The organism is Microbulbifer pacificus (genome assembly GCF_002959965.1).
GTDB classification, from domain to species: domain Bacteria; phylum Pseudomonadota; class Gammaproteobacteria; order Pseudomonadales; family Cellvibrionaceae; genus Microbulbifer; species Microbulbifer pacificus_A.
Genome location: NZ_PREV01000027.1, coordinates 1,242,616 through 1,265,422, shown reverse-complemented (window position 1 = coordinate 1,265,422; position 22,807 = coordinate 1,242,616). Strand labels below are relative to the sequence as shown.

At 59.1% G+C, this 22,807-nt stretch carries 20 protein-coding genes; 8 read left to right on the top strand and 12 right to left on the bottom strand.

Annotated elements, in window-relative coordinates; all coding sequences use genetic code 11:
• Positions 1-68 precede the first annotated feature (68 nt).
• From C3938_RS16090 to C3938_RS16075, 4 genes are all read right to left on the bottom strand, one after another.
• Positions 69-422: a GFA family protein gene (locus C3938_RS16090; protein ID WP_158681738.1), complete on the bottom strand. Its 354-nt coding sequence runs from the start codon at positions 420-422 to the stop codon at positions 69-71.
• 7 nt (positions 423-429) lie between these two features.
• Positions 430-1,125 carry a class I SAM-dependent methyltransferase gene (locus tag C3938_RS16085; protein ID WP_105104229.1) on the bottom strand — a complete coding sequence of 232 codons (696 nt, stop codon included), beginning with the start codon at positions 1,123-1,125 and terminating at the stop codon, positions 430-432.
• A gap of 80 nt (positions 1,126-1,205) precedes the next feature.
• Entirely contained in the window at positions 1,206-1,412 is a 207-nt protein-coding gene (locus C3938_RS16080; protein ID WP_105104576.1) for a hypothetical protein, read from the bottom strand.
• Positions 1,413-1,572: 160 nt separating this feature from the next.
• Positions 1,573-3,735: a PHB depolymerase family esterase gene (locus tag C3938_RS16075; RefSeq protein WP_105104228.1), complete on the bottom strand. Its 2,163-nt coding sequence runs from the start codon at positions 3,733-3,735 to the stop codon at positions 1,573-1,575.
• A gap of 301 nt (positions 3,736-4,036) precedes the next feature.
• Here C3938_RS16075 and C3938_RS16070 point away from each other — a divergent pair, with 301 nt between their 5' ends.
• Complete coding sequence (locus C3938_RS16070; RefSeq protein WP_105104227.1) at positions 4,037-4,495, top strand: ATPase; 459 nt, start codon at positions 4,037-4,039, stop codon at positions 4,493-4,495.
• A 70-nt stretch (positions 4,496-4,565) separates the two neighbouring features.
• Positions 4,566-5,792, top strand: a complete 1,227-nt coding sequence (locus C3938_RS16065) for an alpha/beta hydrolase family protein (protein WP_199775630.1) — start codon at positions 4,566-4,568, stop codon at positions 5,790-5,792.
• Between the two features lies 1 nt (position 5,793).
• Here C3938_RS16065 and C3938_RS16060 read toward each other — a convergent pair whose 3' ends face one another.
• Entirely contained in the window at positions 5,794-6,168 is a 375-nt protein-coding gene (locus tag C3938_RS16060; RefSeq protein ID WP_105104225.1) for a winged helix-turn-helix transcriptional regulator, read from the bottom strand.
• A gap of 94 nt (positions 6,169-6,262) precedes the next feature.
• Between C3938_RS16060 and C3938_RS16055 the strand changes: the two genes are divergently transcribed.
• Complete coding sequence (locus C3938_RS16055) at positions 6,263-6,589, top strand: nuclear transport factor 2 family protein (RefSeq protein WP_105104224.1); 327 nt, start codon at positions 6,263-6,265, stop codon at positions 6,587-6,589.
• On the top strand, positions 6,589-7,368 hold the full coding sequence (locus C3938_RS16050) for an SDR family oxidoreductase (RefSeq protein WP_105104223.1): 780 nt from the start codon (positions 6,589-6,591) through the stop codon (positions 7,366-7,368). The genes C3938_RS16055 and C3938_RS16050 overlap by 1 nt, the downstream gene beginning before the upstream one ends.
• Before the next feature lie 99 nt (positions 7,369-7,467).
• Here the strand turns inward: C3938_RS16050 and C3938_RS17965 are convergent, their stop codons facing one another.
• The 6 genes from C3938_RS17965 to murI form a co-directional block, all read right to left on the bottom strand.
• Entirely contained in the window at positions 7,468-8,076 is a 609-nt protein-coding gene (locus C3938_RS17965; RefSeq protein WP_158681737.1) for a hypothetical protein, read from the bottom strand.
• A 91-nt stretch (positions 8,077-8,167) separates the two neighbouring features.
• Positions 8,168-9,091: a hypothetical protein gene (locus tag C3938_RS16045; protein ID WP_105104222.1), complete on the bottom strand. Its 924-nt coding sequence runs from the start codon at positions 9,089-9,091 to the stop codon at positions 8,168-8,170.
• Between the two features lie 110 nt (positions 9,092-9,201).
• A complete protein-coding gene (locus C3938_RS16040) occupies positions 9,202-10,275 on the bottom strand; it encodes a 3-deoxy-7-phosphoheptulonate synthase (RefSeq protein ID WP_105104221.1) in 1,074 nt (357 codons plus the stop codon).
• Between the two features lie 265 nt (positions 10,276-10,540).
• Positions 10,541-13,978, bottom strand: a complete 3,438-nt coding sequence (locus C3938_RS16035; RefSeq protein ID WP_105104220.1) for a UvrD-helicase domain-containing protein — start codon at positions 13,976-13,978, stop codon at positions 10,541-10,543.
• Between the two features lie 4 nt (positions 13,979-13,982).
• Complete coding sequence (locus tag C3938_RS16030; RefSeq protein ID WP_105104219.1) at positions 13,983-16,694, bottom strand: PD-(D/E)XK nuclease family protein; 2,712 nt, start codon at positions 16,692-16,694, stop codon at positions 13,983-13,985.
• Positions 16,695-16,790: 96 nt separating this feature from the next.
• Complete coding sequence (gene murI, locus C3938_RS16025; RefSeq protein ID WP_105104218.1) at positions 16,791-17,627, bottom strand: glutamate racemase; 837 nt, start codon at positions 17,625-17,627, stop codon at positions 16,791-16,793.
• A gap of 230 nt (positions 17,628-17,857) precedes the next feature.
• Here murI and rmuC point away from each other — a divergent pair, with 230 nt between their 5' ends.
• Genes rmuC through C3938_RS16010 form a run of 3 tightly spaced genes read left to right on the top strand, consistent with a single transcriptional unit; the run spans position 17,858 to position 20,709 of the window.
• Positions 17,858-19,282: a DNA recombination protein RmuC gene (gene rmuC / locus C3938_RS16020; RefSeq protein WP_105104217.1), complete on the top strand. Its 1,425-nt coding sequence runs from the start codon at positions 17,858-17,860 to the stop codon at positions 19,280-19,282.
• A 21-nt stretch (positions 19,283-19,303) separates the two neighbouring features.
• On the top strand, positions 19,304-20,248 hold the full coding sequence (locus C3938_RS16015) for an AEC family transporter (protein ID WP_105104216.1): 945 nt from the start codon (positions 19,304-19,306) through the stop codon (positions 20,246-20,248).
• Entirely contained in the window at positions 20,245-20,709 is a 465-nt protein-coding gene (locus tag C3938_RS16010) for a DUF2489 domain-containing protein (RefSeq protein WP_105104215.1), read from the top strand. Before C3938_RS16015 ends, C3938_RS16010 begins: the two co-directional genes overlap by 4 nt.
• An 8-nt stretch (positions 20,710-20,717) precedes the next feature.
• On the opposite strand, the gene trmA is transcribed toward C3938_RS16010, so the two are convergent.
• Positions 20,718-21,809 carry a tRNA (uridine(54)-C5)-methyltransferase TrmA gene (gene trmA / locus C3938_RS16005; RefSeq protein ID WP_105104214.1) on the bottom strand — a complete coding sequence of 364 codons (1,092 nt, stop codon included), beginning with the start codon at positions 21,807-21,809 and terminating at the stop codon, positions 20,718-20,720.
• 376 nt (positions 21,810-22,185) lie between these two features.
• Here trmA and C3938_RS16000 point away from each other — a divergent pair, with 376 nt between their 5' ends.
• Positions 22,186-22,803, top strand: coding sequence for a MarC family protein (locus C3938_RS16000; RefSeq protein ID WP_158681736.1), 618 nt, complete (start codon positions 22,186-22,188; stop codon positions 22,801-22,803).
• Positions 22,804-22,807 lie beyond the last annotated feature (4 nt).

Sequence of the window (22,807 nt, the reverse complement as noted above, 5' to 3'; positions counted from 1 at the left end):
GGTGCGGCACTTACCACACAGCGGACATAAAAACTCCTCAAGCGGGTAGGGTGGAATTGTGATTCACTCTAGAAGGAAGCACCATCCACATGCCGGATGTTCAGGCTCTCCAGTAGTTTCGGGTCCGCCATGCGCGCATTCACCGCCACGCGTTTTACCGGGCATTTTTCCGTGGTTATGTAGTGCGTCAAGCTCCCACAATTGTGGCAGCGGTGGTGCTCGATATCGTGATCACCCCAGATGTAAAAGGTCTTTATGGGATTTTTGTAATGAATAGCGACTTCGCCGGGCTTATAGAAGGCCCAAAGCCCCATATTTCGCCTACACAGGGAGCAGTTACAGCTGGTAACCTCCGTTGGATGTGTAGCGACCTCCAGACTGATATTGCCGCAGTGGCAGCTGCCGAATGGTTGCATCTGCATTTGAACCTCAAACCCGTTTGGACGCCCAGGCATGAATCAGTCCCGCCTGAAAAAACTGCACCGGCAATTTAAACCCGCCCGAAACAATAATCTCTGCAATGCGCTGCGGCGGCAGCACGCCGACGTCGTTGGCGTAGGCCTTGCGCATGCGGTCAATCGCTTCAGGAGTGATGTCGGTCGCGGACATCATGTTCATCCATGCGTGCAGCAGAACATCGTACTCTGGCGAATTTACATCGGATGCCAGGTCGGAACTTGCGAGCAGGCCACCCGGTACCAGGCGAGTGGCGATTTCACGGAAGAAGCCGGCGCGTGACTGTTGGTCGAGAATAAATTGCGAGACCAGAAAACAGGTGGCCGCGTCATGTGCTTCCGTTTCCGGAAGTGAGTCGAGGTAGCCTTCATGGAATTGACAGCGATCGGCGAAGCCGTCCATTTCCGCACGCTTGCGGCATTTATCCAACATTGCGCCGGAGGGCTCTACGGCGGTAAACCGCCACTGAGGATTCTGCCGCGCGAGGTGTGCCATCTCCGCACCGGTACCCACGCCTACGCAGAGAATACGCGCATTTGCTGGCAAGCCGGAAAAAATGGAATCCACCAGGAGATGCAGGCAATTGCGGATCGGTGCGGTCTTGGCCCACTGGTTATCGTAATTGGCGGCTTGCTGGTCAAACAGGGCTTTGATTTCGTCTTGATTCATAGCTCACTCCGTAAATGCAATCGTTCAGTACTGGCGAATCGGATATACGTGCTGTGAGGGAGTAAATCCAAACACGATATTTACTGTTGCTGTGCCGGTTTGTGGCCCAGCACACGAGCGGGCAGCATAAGCAGGGCGCGCAGGAAGGCGAACAGGGCTTCGAAGGTGATGCCAACGAGGCGAAATGGCAGAGACAGGAGCCAGACGAGTGGCCAAAGAATAAGCGCGAGTAGCGCGAGCGGCCAGCAGAGAACAAACAGAATAAGCCAGAGTAGGAATTTGAGCATCGGGTCCTCGTCGACAGCAGTAATAATCCGAATCCGGTTGTGGTGAACTTCACAGCCTGTTTTGCCACCCATACCCTCGCGCGGGGCGAGGGCAGGGCGGCCAACAGTCTACGACCGATTCGGTTTTACTGCATTCTTTCCAAGGACAGTCAGACAGGTATCAGGGGCAGTTGCCCTTCACGTAGTAACCAGCGGCCGTCTCCGCCAGTGTGCTTGTCACAAACAGGTTGTATAGGCCCAGGTTGTTCCCCGAACCCACCGCATAGACGTAGCCGCCGTTGGTGGTGGCGCGGCCGGCCTGTACGTGGCTGTAGTTATTGGCGGTGTACTGGGTGCAGGTAAATGAGCCGTCCGGGGTGCTGTCACAGGCGTTGCCGATGCCATCGCCATCGTTGTCCTGCTGGCCGGGGTTGGCGACCGCGGGGCAGTTGTCGACGCTGTCGTTGACGCCGTCACCATCGCTGTCCAGCGGTTCCCCGTCCGGGGTGCTGTCGCAGGCATTGCCGATGCCGTCGCCGTCGTTGTCCGCCTGGTTGGCATTGGCGGTATTCGGGCAATTATCCAGCGCGTCTTCCACGCCGTCGCCATCGCTGTCGGTGGGTTGTTCGCCGCCGCCAGACGAGCAGGCCTGAACCGGGCCGGCACAGCTGCTGTTGCCATCGGCGATCCACTTGCAGTCGCCGCCAGATGGATACTCGCGCATGGTGAACTGGCTGGTACCGAAGGCCAGATAACAGGCCGAGTAACCCACGCCCCAGGTGATGTGCCCGGCACTAATGTGGAAGTTGTAGTCGCCAGTCTGTCCGGCATCGATGGTGAAATTTACGCTGGCCTGGCTGGTGAGTGAGGTGGTGTCGGTGGCGGTGACCGTCGCGGTGTTGGCTCCGCCGGGCAGGTTGCAGCCCTGTGCGGAATAGCTGTTGCCCGCAACATTCGCGGTGACATTGCCATTGGCAAATGCCACCACCACGGACGCCAGGTTCTGATTCGCATCCACCACGGTTCCGGTCACAGTGGCGCACTGACCGTTGACGCTGGCGGCGGTATCGCTCAGCACCGGCGCGGATGCCGCCGGCTCCGGGCCCACGCGGGTGGTGATGCTGGCGGCATCGCCATCGGCGCCTTCATTGTCCGTGGCCACCGCGCGCACCTGGTACAGGCCGTCGGCCAGCGTGGAGCTGGTTGCGCTGAAGAAGCCTGCAGAATCCACCGACGACAGGTTCAGGGTCTCTACCAATACCGGGGTGCCGCTGTCGATATTGCTGATGGTGATGACCACACCCGCCACGCTGCCCTCGGCATCTACCGCATTGCCGCTGATGCTCAGCAGGCCGTTGTTCTCACTGGCGGCGAGATTGGAGATTGCCGGGCCGCTATTGCGGTCCACACGCTTGTTGTTGGCGGCAAAGTACTGCCCGAGGTAGGAGGCATAGTTGATGCTGTTTGCGGAGATGTAACCGCCGGAGGCGCCCTCACCACCGGACCACGCGTGGGGCACGTCGTTCAGCCACAGCATGGAAACGCGGCCGTCCTGCCACAGGGTTTCTTCCGCAGTCCGGCTGCTGCCCTCGCTGACGGTATTGGTGCCGCTCAGTTTGGTTACCCCGTAAACCCCGGCCATGCCGTTGGCGTTCTGCTCGTTGTAGCAGAGGTTCACCGTGGTATCGGCATCGCCGTGGGCGATGGACGCGATCTGGGTAGAGAAATGGCTCTTGTAGCTACCTGCATAGGTGTTGCAGCGGGAGGTCACGTCCGCCGTTTCACAGGGGCCGAGGGCACCGTTGGACGAGGTTCCAATACTCGGGCCCGCGCTCACACCCACGCCGGCAAATACATCCGGTGCCAGGCAGGCGGTGGTATTGGCAAAGGACGCGCCGGAAGACAGGCCGGCGATGTATACCTGGTCCGGGTCGATATTGCGGCTGGCGTCACTACTCATGGTATTTGCCAGTGTAATCAGGTTCTTGTAGTCGCCCGCGGTGCGCGACTTGGTGCCCTGCCAGTACGACCAGCAACTGTAACCGGCCTTGTTCATGGCATCCGGCACCGCGATCACCATACCGTACTGCTCTGCCGCCACTTCCAGTTTCGCGGTCAGGTAATTGCTGGTGGGCTGCACACAGCCGTGTAACACAATCAGCAGCGCCTTACCGTTGCCGATGGGCGACACGGAATCCGGCGTATACACGTGCACAGAGTTGAAACCGCCGATGGACTGGCTCTGTTGCCAGCTGCCTGCGCTTGCAGCGGTGGCGAAGAGCCCGGAGAGAAATAGCAGGAATAGAGTAAGGACGCCCCTGTAGGGCGGTCGTTGATCGTTCATCGCTAGTACCTTCATTATTTGAATTATGTTTGGCTGCACAAACGACAGGCGCGCAAGGCAGCAAGCAAACCGCGCAGACGACGTTTGTCCCCCCAGCTTATTCAAGTACCAGATGGGGGCCACTAGACCAAGGTTGTAGAGCGCCGCAGTTCGGGGCGCTCAAACCGTCGACCGATTCACAATTTCGGGCTGGCTGCCCCGAAGCCCCACAGGGGCCCTTGCTACGCTTTGATAGAGACTTAATGGCGGTGATGACGCTGGCTGTGGCGCTCGCCGTATTAACTGCCACCGGAGACTGAACGTGCAAGTCGAGACCTTGAGAGATGTGCTGATGTGGACCCGTGAGTTCCACAAGAATTTAGCCGCCTGCCTGCAACACTGCGCGGGCAAGAATGAGAACGCCCGCTCCCAGATGCTGCTCGAATACCTGGCGCGGCACGAACATGAGCTTGCCCAGACCGTCGACGGTTTTGTGGGCTCCGCCGATACCGAGGCACTGAATACCTGGTGTTACGACTACATGGACAAGCACCCCATACTGCACAGCACCGACTGCGACGCGCCGTTTCAGAACCTAGATCCCGATGAAATCATGAGCGTCGTCACCGACCAGCACGACCAGGTGGTCGAGCTATACCGCTACCTGTATGGCAGGGCGGACATTGAAGAAACCCGCGAACTGATGGATGAGCTGCAATCGCTGGAAGAGCAGCAAATCAAGCAGATGGTGCAGGGCGTGAACCGGATGCAGGATATGTAAATCGCGGTGCTCAACCCCAACCGCTTCAATGCTCTTGTAGCTTCAGACCCATAATCGGGACGGCAATGAAATGGATAAATGTAAACCCACGCAACATTTCATGCAGCATGAACAGATGGACTTCGAGATCCAGGCTCTATTGGGTGGGTGCTTTTACCAGGCCACCGACGCCGGGGAAATTCTCGCGATGGCCGAGCGTATTCCGTCTGGTGATTTCGAGCAGTGGTACCGGCAGTGGTTCGCACTGGGCGAGCGGATACAGAGTATCGCGGAAGAGTGTTTGGCGGACGGTCATATCGTCAGTGCTCGGCAGGCCTTTCTGCGCGCTGCCAATTATTTTGCGACCTCGATCAATTTTATCGACGGCACCACCGATCCGTCTCGTGGCCTGAACGCCTGGAAGCGGCATCGGCACTGCTGGGATCGTTTTTGCGCGCATCTGAATCCGCACGCGGAGCAGGTACAAATACCCTATGAAAACACCGCCATGCCGGGCTACTTCTTCCGCCCGGCGGTTCGCGAAAATCCCAATAAGCCTCTTGCCACGATCATCTTCAATAATGGCAGTGACGGCGCCACCAGCTGCATGTGGCAATTCGGTGTGGCGGCTGCGCTGGAGCGGGGCTACGCCGCTTTGGTGTTTGATGGCCCGGGGCAGAACGCAATGCTGTGGTTGCAGGGCATTCCATTCCGTCACGACTGGGAGAAGGTTGTTGGCCCGGTAGTGGATTTTCTCTCCGATCATCCGGATGTGGACACTGGAAAGATTGCTCTCTCGGGCCTGAGCCAGGGCGGTTACTGGATATTGCGCGCGCTGGCATTCGAGCACAGGATCGCTGTCGGTATGGCAGATCCCGGGGTGATGGATGTTTCCACCAGTTTTTTCCGTCACATGCCGCCGGAAATGATTGCGCTGCTCGATGCCGGTGAAAAAGACGCATTCAACGAGGCGATGGAAGAGGGGCTCAATCTGGAGGGGCACAGCGTGCGACAGAATTTGGCGTGGAGAATGAAACCCTACGGCGTAAAAAATTATTTCGACCTGTACCGCGCCGTGCGCCAGTACAGCGTGCGCGATCTAATAAACCAGATTCAGTGCCCGATTTTTATCGCCGACCCGGAGGGCGAACAATTCTGGCCCGGGCAATCTGGAGAAGTCTACAGTGCGCTTACCAGCGCGAAAACACTCGCCCGTTTCACCGCAGAGGAGGGCGCCGCCTGGCACTGCGAACCCAAGGCCCGTAGCCTCTACGATCAGCGGATGTTTGATTGGCTTGCCGGTATTATGCCGGCGTAACTTAGGCCGTCGATCCCCCGCCCGTTGCCGGGTTTGGCTCTGCACCGCAGAGTGTTTCTTTCTGCTCGGCCCATTTCAGCATGGCATCCAGGGCAGGGCACAGTGCCTGACCCCAGTCCGTCAGGCGATACTCCACCTTCGGCGGCACCTGATCGTAGACCTTGCGCGTGACTATGCCATCCGCCTCGAGTTTACGCAGTTGCTGCGCAAGCATTTTCTGCGAGATACCGGGGATCAGTTTCTCGAAGTCCGAATAGCGCTGCACCTTGCCGTCGAATAGATGAAACAGAATCACCAGCTTCCAGCGCCCTTCAAGCAATTTCAGTACATCTTCGACACCTGCTGCTGCAGTGGTCGGGGTATAGGACTTACTCATAGGTAAGTTACTCACTTTTCTGTGCGTTCTTGCGAAAAAGTATGTGTGTTACCAGAATTGTAATCTCCCGATGGTTACCAGGAAACACACGAAAATGAGCCAGAAACTACCAGACTGCATATCCACCTATTTCACGGTGAGCAACGGTGCCGATGACGCATTGTTGGAGCAGTGCTTTACCGGTACCGCAGAGGTTCGCGACGAAGGCGAGACCCATGTGGGCATCCCGACCATTCGCGCTTGGCGGCGCAACGCGCAGAGCAAATACCAGTACACCCTGGAGCCACTGGAATTTTCGCGGCAGGACAACAGTGTGCTGGTGGTTACCAGAGTGAGCGGTAATTTCCCCGGCAGCCCGGCAAACCTCCAGCAAAGGTTTCAGCTGGCAGGCGATAAGATCCAAGTATTGGAGATTCAATAATGTCTTTGGATTTACAACTGCGCGGCAAGCGCGTGCTCGTCACCGCCGGTACCAAGGGCACCGGTGGTGCGGTGCTGGAACTCTTTCGTGAGCAGGGTGCGAGGGTACTCACCTGTGCACGCAGCCGCCCGGACGCACTGCCGGAAGAACTGTTCGTCGCCGCGGACCTGACCAGTGCCGAAGGCTGCGCGGCACTGGCGGAGGAGGTAAACCAACGACTCGGTGGTGTCGATATTCTGGTACACGTACTCGGAGGCTCCTCCGCACCGGGTGGCGGTTTCGCGGCGCTCGATGAAGTAGAGTGGCAGCGTGAGCTGGACCTGAACCTGTTGCCCGCCGTGCGCCTGGACCGCGCGCTGGTACCGGGCATGGTGGCCCAGGGTTCTGGTGTTGTCATTCACGTGACATCTATCCAGGATCGCCTGCCACTACCGGAATCCACCACCGCCTATGCCGCGGCCAAGGCCGCGCTGTCGACCTACAGCAAAAGCCTGTCTAAGGAGGTAACGCCGAAGGGCGTACGCGTGGTGCGCGTATCACCGGGCTGGATCGAAACAGATGCCGCGGTCGAACTTGCACAGCGACTCGCCGCACAAGCGGGTACCGACTACGAAGGCGGCAAGAAAATGATCATGGATGCTCTCGGTGGCATCCCGCTCGGACGCCCGAGCTATCCGAGAGAAATTGCTAATCTGATTGCCTTCCTGGCTTCTCCGCTTGCTGGGTCGATTTCTGGTACGGAATATGTGATTGATGGAGGCACTATTCCCGTAGTGTAAATCGGAAAACAGGTTGTTAGAGCTCGTCCGTGTGTTGGAGCTTATGCAGACTGCAGTTAGTCTGGTAGATTCCCGTTAGCAATTTTAATTCTTTCTACTTTAGGCGGCTCCTTTGGCATTGGTGTCTAGTTGGGTTGAGCAGTGAGGCTCGCGAATTTTAAATCCTGACATGAATGAAACGGATTTTTTAAAATTGGAATGTCGTATTAGACATGACACCGCTATTACGAATAAAGAAGCTGAAAAAATCGTTACAGGGGTGTCACTATAACTTGCAAAGCCATTTATGAAGATGGGGGTCAATGCAAGTGAGGCTGTAACTACGTACCAAGCGAAAAACCACTTGCTTGCTACAACTCTTGCGAAATTGTATCTATATACACCTTTCCATTCATAGGTTTTTGAAACATTGTTGAAAGATACAAAATTATCACTGTCCCGCCGTAGTTCCAGTGTGGTAGAGGGTGATGGTTGCGCCAAAAGGAATTTAATTTCTGGTACGGGATAAGTGCTTCCAGTTAGTGCAAAAAAGCCTTTTTCTAAAGTGTATGTATGTTCTGAATCATTTTTGAGGGCTAACAGATATTCCTTTACAAATTTGTATTCATCTCTTCGTCTGGCTGAGCGTGCTAGTACAACATCTACAACTATTTTGTAAACGGCAAAAAGAGTTGCAATTACTCCGACAGCTTTAATTAATTCATCCATTTCAGGTTTCCGATTCAAGGGTGTAGATTTGTTGGATTTTAATGGCTTGAAAAAGAGAATTATTGGGTGTCAGGGAAATTCATGCGGATTTTCACAGCCCCAGATTCGACAGCACAAACGACTTGGTGTTCGAATGCAGCCTGATCCACAACCCCGGATTCGCATTCAACTGCTGCAGCGCTTCCTCTCTATCCGAACTCAGGCGCGTATTCAGCACTTTCGCATAGGTCTGGACTTTGGCGGGTGCGGTATCCGCATCGACTACAGATTGCACAACTTTCTTAGCCTGCAGAATCGCTGCAGGACCCAGGGTGAGGATGTACTGGGCTGCGCGGCATTCGGCTTCATCTTGTTCATTCACCGCGCTGCCGCCGGCTTTGAACTTGCTGATATGGTGTTCGAGGATGCTGCTGGAAATCGGGATTACCCCGGCCACATGGTTGCTCTTGGCACCGGAGAAGGGCTTGATGTAGGCGAGGTGGGAGGCCTGGTTGGCTTCCGGGCCGTGGCCGATGAAGAAGATATCCAGGCCGCCCAGTGCCTCCAGTTTGTTCAGGTACGCAATCAGGCCGGCTTCCAGGTCCGCGGTATCGGTCTGCATAGGGGTAAAGCTTTTGATCTTTTTGAAGAAATCCGGGCCCAGGATGCGCTCGAAATCCCGCACGAAGCTGAAGCCGTTGGCCATGCCTATGGGGGCGAGGGCGTCCTGGGTGAATACGTTGAGGCGGCCGAGCAGTTCGTCGTGCTCTGAGGATTTGGCCAGCTCTCCCAGCAGGCGGTGCAGTGCCTGGGCGCCGCGGCCGCCGAGGAGGGCGATATTGATATCGCCGTCTTTCGCATTGGCGGTTTCGAACAGTTCGTTCAGCATGGCCTCGCCGACTTCCGCTTCTGTATCGAGTACGGTTGGGGTGATGCCGTGGTCGGTCAGTTCCAGGTCTTGTGCGGCAGCTTGAGCCAGCCAGACGTTGCCGGCTTCTTCGACTCGGGTGAAGTTTGTGTTGTTGCTGCTGTTCATTGGGTTTACCTCTTTATTCTCGTCTGTGGCATGCGCCGCGAAGTTCTAAATTTTATCTACAAAAAAGCCGGCAATGCCGGCTTCTTGTTTGAGTGTTGACAGGCTGGCGATCAGCCGTTGCGCGCCTTGAGTGGTCCGCGCAGTTGTTCGGCCATGTTCAGCAGCAGGGATTCGGTGGTTTCCCAGTCGATGCATTTATCGGTTACTGAAACGCCGTATTCCATCTTGCTGCGGTCTGCATTGATCTTCTGGTTGCCGGCTTTGATGTTGCTCTCGACCATGATGCCGATGATGGACTTGTTGCCATCCAGGATCTGGTGGGTGACGTTGTCGACCACCAGCGGCTGCAGCTCGTGGTTTTTGTTGGAGTTGGCGTGGCTGCAGTCGACCATGATGTTGGGAACGAGGCCGGCTTTCTCCAGTTCTTTTTCACACACCGCAACGCTGACGGAGTCGTAGTTGGGCTTGTCGTTGCCGCCGCGCAGTACCACGTGGCCGTATTTGTTGCCGGCGGTGTGGATGATGGCTACCTGGCCTTCCTTGTTGATACCGAGGAAGCGGTGCGGGTTGGCGGTGGACTGGAGGGCATTGATGGCCACTTCCAGGCTGCCGTCGGTACCGTTCTTGAAGCCTACGGCAGAGGAGAGGCCGCTGGCCATTTCGCGGTGGGTCTGGGATTCGGTGGTGCGCGCGCCGATGGCGGACCAGGAGATCAGATCCTGCAGGTATTGCGGAGAAATGGGGTCCAGCGCCTCGGTGGAGGTGGGCAGGCCCAGTTCGGAGATATCCAGCAGCAGTTTGCGGCCGATGTGCAGACCTTCCTCGATCTTGAACGAGTCGTCCAGGTGCGGGTCGTTGATCAGGCCTTTCCAGCCCACAGTGGTGCGGGGCTTCTCGAAATACACGCGCATGACGATCAGCAGGGTGTCGGAAACCTGGTCTGCGACCGCCTTCAGGCGGTGGGCATAATCCATGGCGGCATCGACATCGTGAACGGAGCAGGGACCGATAACGACCATCAGACGGTGGTCTTTGCGGTCGAGGATATCGCGTACTGCGGCGCGGCCGGCGGCTACCGTGGCTTCAGCGGCATCGCTGACGGGCAGTTCCGCTTTCAGGGCCTGCGGGGTGATGAGTACGTCCTGGGAGAGGACATTTAAGTCGTCAAACTGCTGCGTGGTCATGATCTTTCTATCGCTACTTACTGAATTGAATCGTCTTCCTTGTCCGCGGCATGCGCACCGCGGGCTGTCATCCTAACCAGACGCTGGGGGCAGGGCTAGGGTTTCATTTGAAACAGTTTTAAGTGTCACCTTTGCCGCTGATCGCTGTAATACCCATCCGGTATTTTCGGTACTTGAGGGGATGCTTTTGCCCGGCGGTTAGTATGTGGGGCTGTCTGTAGGATGGGGTGCTCGTGGCACCCCATCCCCGATTGCGGCGGAATGGTTACTCCGCTGGCAGCTCGGCGAGCCGCTGGAGCAGGGGGAAATACAGCGCGCAGCGCACGTTGCGCTCGCCGCGCTGGTAGAACAGGCGGCGGTAGCCGTCGAGCTGCCGGCGGTATTTCTCCAGCTGGCTTTCGATAAACACTTCCATTGATTCGCTACCGACAGGCTCCGCGGTTTTGTAGTCGATGATCCAGCGGGTGTCGTCGCCGTCGATAAACGTGCGGTCGATGATGTTGCGGCGCAGTTCTCGGCCACCGCTGTGCAGTTCCAGTTCCGCGGCGGAATCCCGATGGCTGGCATCCAGTAACCAGCGGCCGGTTTGGCAGAGCAGGGTGCGCAGCACCGCCTGTTCGACTTTTTCCTGAGCCTTTTCCAGGCTGCTGCCGTTGAGGCCGGACTGACTCAGGCGCAGTTGCCACAGCGGGCGCAGCTCTTCGATCAACTGTTCGGGTGCGGTGGCCAGGCGCTCGGGATTTTCGCTAAGCGTGGCCAGCGTCTCGTGGGCGACGGTGCCGGCGTGACGGAACCAGCGCTGGGTGACCAGACCCAGTTCCGGCAGGTTGAGTTCCTCTTCCGCCTTGCGCTCGAAATCCCCCATGCGATAGCGGGCGAGATAGTCCTCGCGCGGTATTGGCGGTGCCTGCCAGCCTTCCGGTGTGCGCAACAGGTAACTCTGGTCGGTGTGCTCCGACTTCCGCACGGTTTCTTCCGCGCTGAGCCAGTGACACCAGTCCGCATCGGTGGAGAGCGCGGGCCAGATGCTCGCCAGCAGTGAGGCGCTGGCCGGAGCCTTGTGGTCCTCGTTCTTTTTGTCCGACGACTTTACACAGGCCAGCAGGTGCAGGCTGTGAATGGCGCGGGTGCAGCCCACGTACAGCAGGCGCGTGCCTTCGAGGCGTTCGCGTTCGCTGTTGTCGTGTTTCACGTAGGCGTAGAGTGGGTCCTTGCCGCTGCGCGGGCTTTTGGGCGCGAGCAGGAAGCGGGTTTCCACATCGCTATTGAGCCAGGTGCACCAGCGCAGCAGCTGGTCGCTGCCGCCGGCGCCGCCGGTTTTGTCGAGCCCGGGAATCAGCACATGCTCGAATTCCAGGCCTTTGGATTTATGGATGGTCATCACCTGTACGCGCGCTTCCTGCGCGGGGCGGGCGAACAGCTGTTGCAGGGCCAGTTCGAACGCGGGCCAGTCGGTGATGCTGCCGCCGCCGTCGTATTTTTCCAGCAGCTGGAAAAAGTCCGCGGCGTTGCTGAGTTCCCGTTTGTCCGCCACGGTGGCGGGGCCGCCGAGGGCGAGCCACAGGCCTTCCACCCACACCCGTAGCGGTTTGCGGCCGCGCTGATGCCAGCTCTGCAGAATCAGGGCGGCGGTTTTCTGCAGTCGGCTGCGACCGTCGTCGCTGAGGCCGACGATTTCATCCAACGCTTCTAGGGAATTCAGGATTGGCGGCACACGCGGGTCGCGCGGGCCGTGTTCGCTCGGGTTGTGGTTGGCTACGGCGTAGAGGTCCGGCAGTGCCAGGCCGCACCAGGGGGCGCGCAGTATCGCGAGCCAGCTGATGCGGTCGCTGGGGTCCTGCAAGGCGCGGGTGAGGCTGAGCAGGTCCAGCACCACCATTTTGCTGGCGAGCGGCGCCAGGTCCTGGGCCTGGTAGGCGATGCCGGCACGGGTGAGGGCGGGCAGCACCTGCTGCAGGTGTTTCTTGTTGCGCACCAGGATGGCGATGTTGTCTTGCGGCGCCTTTGCTTGCAATTGCTGGATAATCTCCACGCATTGCTCGGCTTCTTTCAGTCGCTCTTCGTCATCCACACAGCCGTAGAACGACACCGGTGCGCCTTCCCATTGTTGCGGTTTGAACGCCACGGAATCCAGATAGCGCACGGCGCCGCGGCTGATGTTGTCGCGGGGCGGGAAGGCTTTGACGAAGGTGCGGTTGACCCAGTCCACCACCGCATTGCTGGAGCGGAAGTTCACCTGCAGGTTGAGCGGCGTGAGTGGCAGTTCGCCGATGCCCTCGTTACGGGCGTCGAGGAAAATACCCACGTTGGCGTTGCGGAAGCCGTAACAGGACTGCATGCCGTCGCCGACGATAAACAGGCTGCGGCCGTCTTCCGGCTCCCAGCCGGCGGTGAGTTTCTGCAGCAGTTCCAGCTGCAGCTGCGAGGTATCCTGAAATTCGTCCACGAGAATGTGGCGGATCTGCACGTCCAGTTTCAGCGCCACATCGGTGGGGGAGTCGCTGTCTCCCAGTGCCACCAGTGCGGCCTGGGCCACTTCGGTAAAGTCGGTGCTGCCGAGCTGCTGGAACACCAGTTTCAGTTCCGCCACCAGCAGCGGCAGCACGCGCGCCATTGCACGCAGAATCTGCCACTGGCTCTCGTCCATGCCGGCGGGCAGGGTGCGTACTTCGGCGATGACATTCAGCAGTTCGTCATTGTCGGCCAGCGCTTCCAACAGTGCGGTGATGCGATCCTTCTGCGCCTTGGCGCGCTCCGGGTCCGGGGATTTTTTATCTGCGGTGGGGAAGCCGGTGGTTTTGGTAACGGACTTGCGCCAGGTGCCGGTGCCGGTTACCAGCAGCTCCGCCAGTGCCAGCCACTGCGGCAGGCCCTGATCATTGCAAGGCGGCAGCTCGGTGATGCCGGCAAGGCTGCAGATGATGTGGTCGGGTTTTTCCTGTTGCAGGTTGGTGCCGGCGTAGTCTGCGAGGTCCAGCAGTTCACCGGCAAAGGTGCCCAGCGCTTTTTTGAATTCGCCGAGCTGTTGTTCGATCAGTTCGCGAATTACGAAGGTGAAATAGTCTTCCGCTTCCTCGCGGTGCACCGACAGCAGCGGCTCCAGCCATTGCTCGCGCTTTGCCAGCAGGGTCTGCAGCAGGTCCGTTACTTCCGGCAGGTTGTTGTCCAGGTGCAGCAGCAGAAGACTCAGGTTCTGGTCCGGCTCATCTTTCTCCAGTTTCTTCAGCAGGTTGGCGATGGCCATCTGATAGGCGATGGCGGGCTGCTCCAGCGGCTCACCGGGCGCGCCGAGGCCGCTGTCGATAGGCAGCTGGCTGGCGATATTGCGGCACAGGCCGTCGATGGTCTGGATGCGCAGGCGCTGCGGACTTTGCAGCAGGTGCCACTGGTGCTTTTCGTCGTGGGCGAGCAGATTGCTGGCCAGCTGCCAGGTAATTTTTGCGTGGGGGTTTTCCGGCTCGGGGTTGTCGCGGGCATCGAGCAGCGCGTGCAGCAGGCGCTCGCGCATTTCACCGGCGGCCTTGCGGGTAAAGGTAATCGCGAGCACTTCTTCCGGCTGCTGGCACGCGGCCAGCAGCTTCAGCAGGCGCTGGGTGAGCAGGCCGGTCTTGCCGGAACCGGCGGGGGCGGAAACCGCGAAGCTCTGCTGGATGTCCAGCGCCCGTTCGCGTTCGCGGGCGTCTACGGGAATATGTGTGGTCATGGTGTTACTGCCTCTCCGGCCAGCGGTTCAGGGGCCAGAGTGCCTTCTGGTTTTCATTGTCCGCCGGGCGATCGAAGGCGAGGGCGGCGTGGCCGGTTTTGTACTCTTCCGCGAGGCCTGCCAGTGCCTGTTGCCAGTGCTCCTTTAACTGGTCCCACTGGATGATTTCGGGTTCCTGTTGTTTTGAAGAGCCTTTCTGGCTGTCCGCCACGGTTTTGATGCCGTTGATCGGCTGGCTCAGTTCGCCGCAGCCCTGGTATTTGCAATCGCCGTTTCTGACAACGCCGAAGGCGATGGCTTTGGCTTGAGGCTGGACCAGGGCGTAGAGCGGCAGCTGTGGTTCGCGCACGCGCTGCTGTAGCCAGTCGGCCACGGAGGGCTGTCCGGTTTTGTAGTCGATCACCAGTTCCTCGCCTTCCGCCAGGGTATCCATGCGGTCGAGGCGCAGGGTGAAGGTCAGGCCCTGCAGGGTGACCGTGAGTTCGGATTCCACCTGGGAGACGGTAAACGCGGGGCGATCCTGTTCGAGCGGCAGCCACTGCTCGAAAATGTCGCGCAAACGGATCTGTTCCAGCTGCCAGAAGGCCTCCGGCAGTTCCGGGTGTTTGCGCTTGAGCCTGGCGATGGCAGTGTCGATGGCGGAGCGGATTTGCTGGTCGCGCTGCTCGGTTGTCATGGCGGCGAGCTGGTCTGAGCTTGTGCACTGCTGCCAGAAGGCGGCGAGCATTTCGTGGATCAGGTTGCCGCGCTCAGCGGCGCTGAGGCCAAGGGCGGGCTCGGCAAACGTTTCCGCACCCAGGCGGTAGCGCAGCTGGGCATTCTGCGGACACAGGGCCTGGGCCTTGAGCACACCGGCACCGCCGCGCACTTGGGCGCAGTCCTCGGGGCTGAGTGGGGGCAGGGTTGCGTCGCTGATGCACTCCAGTTCAGGGGCATCGGTAAGCGTCTGGTACAGGCTGGAGAGCGCGTCGCCGTCTTTTGTCTGCACGTCTAAGTCGCTGACAAACAGCGCGCTCAGTAGTTGGCCCACACCGTCTTCCTCGCAGGCGTAGCTGACCACGATATCGTCACTGGCATTCAGCAGGTCGCGGGTGAGCTGTTGGGCGAGCGCCAGTTCGCGCTCGGCGCTGGCGCGGGGCATCTTCCATTCTTTCTGCCACAGAACCGGTAGCATGGGGTTGGGGGACGGTGGCGTGGGCCACTGTTGCTGGCCGAAGCCCACCAGTCGGATATGGTCGAAGGCGAGGCCGCCGGCTTCCAGTACACCGAGGATCTGCAGCGGCCCATCGCGGGTTTCCGCCTGGAACGGCGTACGGCTGGCGATTTGTCGCAGCTGTTGCAGCGCCTTGTTGAGTGGCTGTGCGCCGGTGAATTCGCTGAGGCCGGCAAAGTTTTCCAGGGCCTGCTCCCACAACATCAGCTGTTGATATTCCTGGCTGTCGGGGTTGCGCTGGCCGGGCCAGCCGAGGTTGTTCAGCAGTTCAGAAAAGCGCTGGGCCCAGACTTCGGCAGGCGCGCGCTGCCAGCGGCGCGCCCAGTCCCCCAATTGATTCAGTTGCGCGGGCAGCGGGCTCTCCGGTGCGAGTTCTGCGGCGAGTTTCTCGGCCCAGGTGCGCAGGATATTGCCGGGAATTTCCTGCAGCTCGAGTTTTTGCAGGCGGCGGAACAGGGCGCTGCGCAGGTGCTGTTCCTGTGTACTGCTGTCGCCCCAGAACGGCGAGAACAGTACGTTGCGCAGCTGGCTGTAATCGAATTTGTCCCGCAGCATTTCCAGCAATTGCAGGGTGGCGGAGCCTACAGCCGTTTTCGCCAGCGGCGTACCGGCGGAAAAGTTGAACGGCAGGGTGTAGGCGGCCTGTGCAGGATCGAGCCACTGTGGCTCCAGCACACGGGCGAAAATTTGCTCGACCTGCGGTCGGCACTGGCCCAGGTTGTTCACGACAATGCCGATGCTGGTGTCGGGATTCTGCTGCAGCTTTTCCGCGGCCCAGCGCGCCGCCTGGGTGAGTTCGTCTTCCAGGCTGTGGCAGCGGGCGACCTGCAATTTGCTGTGTGTTTTTTCGGGAACGTCGAAGGATTCAATCGTGCCCGCGGCGCAAGTGAAAATGTGTTCGGTCAGCGGGGAGTTCTGTACGAAGCCGGCAAGGGAAAGCCGCGGTATTTTTCGCAGCACGCCTTCGGCGAATGCACGCGCGATCAACAGGTCGCGCTGGTCCTGGGTAATGGCGTTGTGCGTGCGCAGCTCCCGGTGGAATTTTGGCAGTATCGCGAACAGCGGATAGTCCGCCGGCTGCAGGCCGGTTCTTTCCCAGTGGTGGGCCAGAGTGGTGTCGGCCTCGTCCAGGTTTTCTACTAATCGCCACTGGATCAGCTGCGACAGCGCGGTATCGCAGTTGGCGGCGAGCTGCTGGGTGTTGATCAGCCCCTTGTCGAGACTCTCTTCCACGCAGCGTTGCCACAGCAGCTGGCGCTGTTCCCGGTTCAACATCCGGCACATGGCCGGTTGCCATTGTTGTTGCTGCAACTGGAACCAGAGTTTGTCGAGCCAGCCCTGCAGGGATTCCACCGCAGGCGGCGCCCAGTTTTTGCTCGCCTGCTGCCAGGTGCCGTACACCTGTTGGCAGCGGTTGCGCAGGCGATTGGTGGGCGTCAGCAACAGGCCGCCCGAGGGCAGCTGCTCGAGGATCTGCTTGAGCGGGAATGCGGGTTGCAGCATGGGTTCTGTGGGAACTCTGGTTGTCGTTATCTGTGAGGAAGCCGTGCCGCCCGGGTCTGCGGGCGGTGCGGCAAAGCGGGATACAGTCTAACCGGCTCAGGCTTTGATTGGGATGCTGGCGCCAAGGTAGGAGGGGGAAAACTCGGCGAAGGCGTGTTCGATCTGTTCGCGGTTGTCGTCGCTGCTGGTGAGCAGCTGGCTGGTGGCGGGGTTAAGCGGCAGCTCGAGCTTCAGTTCATCGAGCAGCCAGCGCACGCGGCGGGCAATGGCGTCGCCGGAATCCAGCCAGTTCACCGGACGCGGTGCCGCCTTGGCGAGTTCATCTTTCAGCAGCGGGAAATGGGTACAGGCGAGTACGGCGGTATCCACCAGGTTGCCGTTGGGAACGGAGAAGATCCGCTCGATCACCGGAATCAGGTCCGCGCTGGTGACCAGCTCTCCGCGCAATTTGGCTTCCGCGAGGCCCACCAGTTCCGGCGCCGGTACATTGATGACATGGGTGCCGTTGGCGAACTGTTCGATCAGCTCGCGGGTATAGCGCCGGTTGACGGTGCCCTCGGTGGCAATCAAGGCAATGGTGCCGGTGGCGCTGGTGGCGGCGGCGGGTTTGATGGCGGGAACCACACCCACCACGGGCTGGCTCAGGGCGGAGCGCAGCGGTGGCAGCGCGAGGGTGCTGGCAGTGTTGCAGCCCACTACAAGAATATCCGCGCCGCACGCGGCCATCATGCCGGAGGCCACATCCACAATGCGCGGCCGCAGCTCATCTTCAGATTTGTTGCCGTAGGGGTAGAAGCCGTTATCGATGCCGAAATGCAGGGTGAGCCCGGGAATCTGGCGGCGCACCTCTCGGGCGATGCTGATGGCACCGACGCCGGAATCGAATATCAATGCACTGGGGGCCTTGTTAGAATGGCCGCTTCCTGTTGGCATGTAAAAACCTGTCTCCCGTAGCCATTGGGTTGCGGGACCAAGGATAACTCAGCCCGCGTTCTGTATTAAGAGACCACTAAAAATCGTAGCGAGCGGGTGGCTGGTGGTGGCCGCCGGAGCGGAGCAACCGGAGCGTACTGAAGTACGTGAGGATTGCGAGCACCGCCGGACGCCGCGAGGCGCACGCGCAGTAGATTTTTCGAGGTCTCTTTAAGTTTAAGTGAATATTTATGACTTGGTTTCCCCTCGAATTATCCGTTGAGCAGGCCATTTTAGCCGCCGTGGCTGTGCTGATTGCCATGGTGCTGGCGGTGTGGGTGGGCAGGGCGCGTCTGGCGGAGCGGGTTCGGTCACTGGAGGCGGAGCGCCGGATCAGCGCCGCGCAGCTGGCGAACGCGCTGGAGCGTGAGGCCCGCCAGGATGTGGAGATCCAGCAGTTGCGGGAGGAGGTCTCCGGCAAGTCCCAGCAGCTGGCGCGGTTTCAGGTGCTGGTGGAGAAAGGCGAGGCGGCGCTGGCGGAGCAGAAGCAGCAGCTGGAGCAGGCCCGCGCTTCCATGACCCAGCAGTTCGAAAACCTCGCCAACCGTATTTTTGAAGAGAAGCAACAGGCCTTCGTGCGCCGCAGCGAAGACAGCCTGCGCAAGAGTCTCGACCCGCTGGAACGCCAGCTCGGCGACTTCCGCAAGCGGGTAGAGCACGTTTACGACCGCGAGAACGCGGAGCGCAACAGCTTGCTGGGCCAGATCAAGGCGCTCCGGGAGCAGACCCAACGCATCAGCGACGAGGCCCTGAATCTCACCTCCGCACTCAAGGGCGACCGCAAGATCCAGGGCAACTGGGGCGAGGTGGTGCTGGAGCGACTGCTGGAAGAGTCCGGCCTGCAGAAGGGCCGCGAGTACGAAACCCAGGTGAGCTTCACCAGCGACGGCCGCCGCCGTCAGCCGGACGTGATCGTGCGTCTGCCGGAACATAAGGACCTGATCATCGACTCCAAGGTCTCGCTGGTGGATTACGAGCGCTACGCCTCGGCGGAGACCGACGAGGAGCGCACTCAGGCGCTGAAACAGCACGTGAATTCCCTGCGTGCACACATCACCGGCCTGAATAAAAAGGCCTATGAGCAATTGGAAGGCGTGCGCACCCTGGATTTTGTTTTTATCTTCGTGCCGATCGAAGCCGCCTACATGCTGGCGATGCAGGCGGACCCGGAATTGTTCCGTTTTGCCTATGAAAAGCAGATCGTGCTGGTGAGCCCCACCAGCCTGATGGCGACCCTGCGCACCGTGGAAAATATCTGGCGCTACGAAAAGCAGAACAAAAATGCGGAAAAAATCGCCGCGGAAGCGGGCAAACTGCACGACCAGTTTGCCCTGGTGCTGGAATCCCTGGATATTCTCGGCAGCCGTATCCGCCAGGCGGACGAGGCCTATCAGGAAACCTACAAGCGCCTGGCCACCGGCCGTGGCAACGCGGTGAAACGCATCGACAGTTTGCGCAAGCTGGGGGCGAAAACCCGCAAGCAGATTGCCGCGCATCTGCGGGAGAAAGCGGAAGACGCACACCGGCTGCCGGCGCTGGAGCACAGCGAAGAGGACGAGTTGCTTGAGGATGTGCTGGCCGAGGATGAACTCGCCGGCGAAACCGAAACGGATTAAATCTGGGACATCGTTTACATCTTGGAATCCCTGCTCGAAACTTTTTCCTTTGCGCTCTCGGTTACCGCGCCTATCTTTCTGACCTTGCTGGTGGGGTATGGGCTTGCGTGCGTAGGCCTGCTGAGTGAAAGCTTCGTCGACGATGCTTCGAGGCTGGTGTTTCTGGTCACGCTGCCCGCATTGCTGTTCTTCAATATTTTCGGCTCCGATGCGCGTCTTGGTGACGAGTGGCCGCTGTTGCTGGCGGGCCTGATCGGCACCGTGCTCACGGTGCCGCTGGCTTGGCTCGCGGCACGCCCATTTGAATTCGGTGATCGCAGCACATTTATCCAGGGGGCCTTCCGCGGCAACCTGGGAATTATTGGCCTTGCCTGGGCCGCCAATGCCTACGGCCCGCACGGGCTTGCGCAGGCGGCGCTGCTGATGGCGGTGATCACGATTTTCTATAACATCGCCGCAGTGGCGCTGTTCGCCGTGTACAGCCAGAAAGCCAAATTCAGCTGGGCCAGACTCGGCAAGGACATCGCGCGCAATCCGCTGATCCTCGCGATTGTCGCGGCCCTGATCGCCAAGGCCGTCGGGCTCAAGCTGCCGGCGATGCTGGTGCAGACCGGTGATTATCTGGCCTCGGTGACGCTGCCATTGGCGCTGCTGTGTATCGGTGCCAGCCTCGACTTGAGTATGTTGAAGCGCAGCTCCTTCGGTGCATTTGCTGCGAGTGCCTTCAAACTGTTGATCGTGCCGCTGGTACTGCTCGCATTTGGTTTCCTGTTCCAGCTGGACGGGCAGGCGATGGCGATTCTGTTCCTGCTCGCTGCTGCGCCAACGGCATCCGCCTCGTTCATCATGGCGCGGGCGCTGGGTGGTAACAGCCAGCTGGCGGCCAATATCATTGCGATCAGTACTCTTTTATCCATTGTTACTGCCAGCCTTGGGCTGGCGCTGTTGAAGGTGTCTCTCTCATGACCGAAGTGCCGGTTTGGATTCTGGTGATTGCCGGACTGATTATTTTTACTCTGTCTGCTATTGCGACTTACTACTGCCTGGAATTGCGCAAGGCGCGCAAACGTCAGGCCCAGCAACTGGCCGAGCTGGAAGCTGCTGCGGAAGCACAGCGGGACCGGGTGAATACCAGTATCCAGATAATTGCCAAAACGCTGCTGGACGAGGGTGTGGGCCTGACCGAAGCTTCACTGCGAATCCGCGTGCTGCTGGATTCGCTACAGGTGGATGAGCCGGTGAAGAAGGAGTTTGTGGCTTTCTACAAAGTCGCCGACCAGACCAGCCACATTCCGATTCTGCAGGATTGGAAAAAGCTCACCCGCAAGGAGCAGTTTGCGTTCGAGAAGGAAATGGCGCGGGTGGAAGACGAGTACCGTGATTTTGCGCTGGATGCAGCCAAGCGGATTCTTGGCCGCAAATTCTGACTTTCGGTTTATTTCTTTATAAGCAGTACACCGGATTCGGTGTGGTCGGTGTAGGGGAACTGGTCGAAGATCGCAAAGCGCTCGATCTTGTGAGTCTTGGTGAGCTCGGCCAGATTTTCCAGCTGGGTCTCCGGATTGCAGGAGATGTACAGGATGCGCGGGAAGCGGGCTATCATCGCGCAGGTGTCCGTATCCAGGCCTGCGCGGGGTGGATCTACCAGCACGGTTGAGAAATCGTAGCTGTCGAGATCGAAATCCTTCAGGCGGCGGAAGGGGCGGACCTTGTCGATGGCCTGGGTGAATTCCTCGGCAGAGAGCCGCAGGATGTGCAGGTTCTCCACTCCATTAGCCGCGATATTTTCCTGGGCGGCATTTACCGACACTTTGGAAATTTCCGTGGCCAGTACGTTGCGGAACTTTTCTGCGAGCGGGATGGTGAAGTTGCCGTTGCCGCAGTAGAGCTCTACCAGATCACTTTCTTCACTTTTCTCGCAACAGCTTCTGGCCCACTGGATCATGGAGCGGCAGATTTCGCCGTTGGGTTGGGTGAAGCTGCCTTCCACCTGTTTGTACTGGTAAGTGCGGCCGTCGATCTCCAGCGTTTCAATCACGTAATCGCGGTCGAGCACGATTTTCTGTTTGCGCGAGCGGCCTAGCACCGGCACGCCGAGCTGATCCTGCAGTGCGCGGGCTTCCGCCTCCCACGTCTCGTCCAGCTGCTTGTGGTAGATCAGGGTAATCAGTGCGTCGCCACCAAGGGTTGTGAGGAATTCGGTGCAGAACAGGCGTTTGCGCAGGATTTCACTGCTGTTGATGGCCTCCAGTAACACTGGCATCAATTCGTTGATGCGCTTGGAGCCAACGGTAAACTCTTCGATCACGAATGGCTTTTTGTACTCGCCCTGCTTGTACATGGCGTAGTCCACGCGGCCGCCTTCCTGCCACATCTTGAATTCCGCGCGCAGTCGGTAATGGCTGGGTGGGGAGGGGAAGACCTCGGGGGCGAGATCGGTATACAAGGCATAGGCCTCCTGCAGGCGGGCCACCTTCTGGTCCAGTTGCTGCTGGTAGTCGTCGGGGTTTACGCGGTGAAGGGCCATGTCGGTACCGTAATTAGGGGTATTTCTGGATTGCGGGCGCGGATTATAGCGGATGTTGCCCGCGGTTGGATGGCAGGCAGTGACGATGCTGCCGCTGGGTCGGATTACCAGCGGTACACGTGGCCAATGCCGCAATTCGTGACCGTTCGTTCTATTTCGTTATTTCGCAGCAGATCTGTCTTGTCTGCACGCTGTCATTAGCAGGAGCACGCGCACACTGGACATCCCCGGCCGGGATACGCACGGAGGGCGGGCGATACGTCTATGCTTTTCGGTAAACGCGCCACTGGGTCTACCTCGATTCTCTGACGGATTGCCGAAGACCGGTCCCGGTGCTGAACCCAGCTTCACTAATTACCTGTTGTTGAACCGTGCTATGGATTACATGAAGGTTGTCCAGGCGACGATAACGTTGCTGTCTCTGATTAATCCCGTGGTCTGTGCCCTGATGTTGTCGCAAGTCAGCGCGGGACAATCGCCAGCGGCGCGCGCTATCAGCGCCACCAGGGCGAGTGTATCCATATTTGTCATTCTCGCGGTTTTTGCATTGGTCGGCGCGAAACTGTTGAAGCTTTTCGGTATTTCTCTGGATGTGTTTCAAGTTGCTGGTGGTCTGGTTCTGGCCGCCATGGGGTTTGGCATGATCCGCGCGAGCTTTGGCCAATCTTCGCCACGTGATCCGGCCGTGGGCAATCAGTCACATTCACTTACACCTTTGATTCTGTTTGCGGCAAGCCCCGGCACGATCACCGGAATCATCACGCTCTCGGTAAATCATTCCGGAGCGGAATTACCCATTACCGCTTTACTCGGAGCGCTGATCGCCGTAGTGGCTCTTTGGTTGGTGCTTCTACTTACATCCAGAATGTCCGGCTCGGGTGATGGTGATAATTTTTTGCACAACCTGGTCTCCGGTATGATGGGGCTTATTGTGATCGCCATGGGCTTTCAGTTCGGCATGACAGGGGCCAAGGCGTTTTTTACCGGAGGGTGATTCG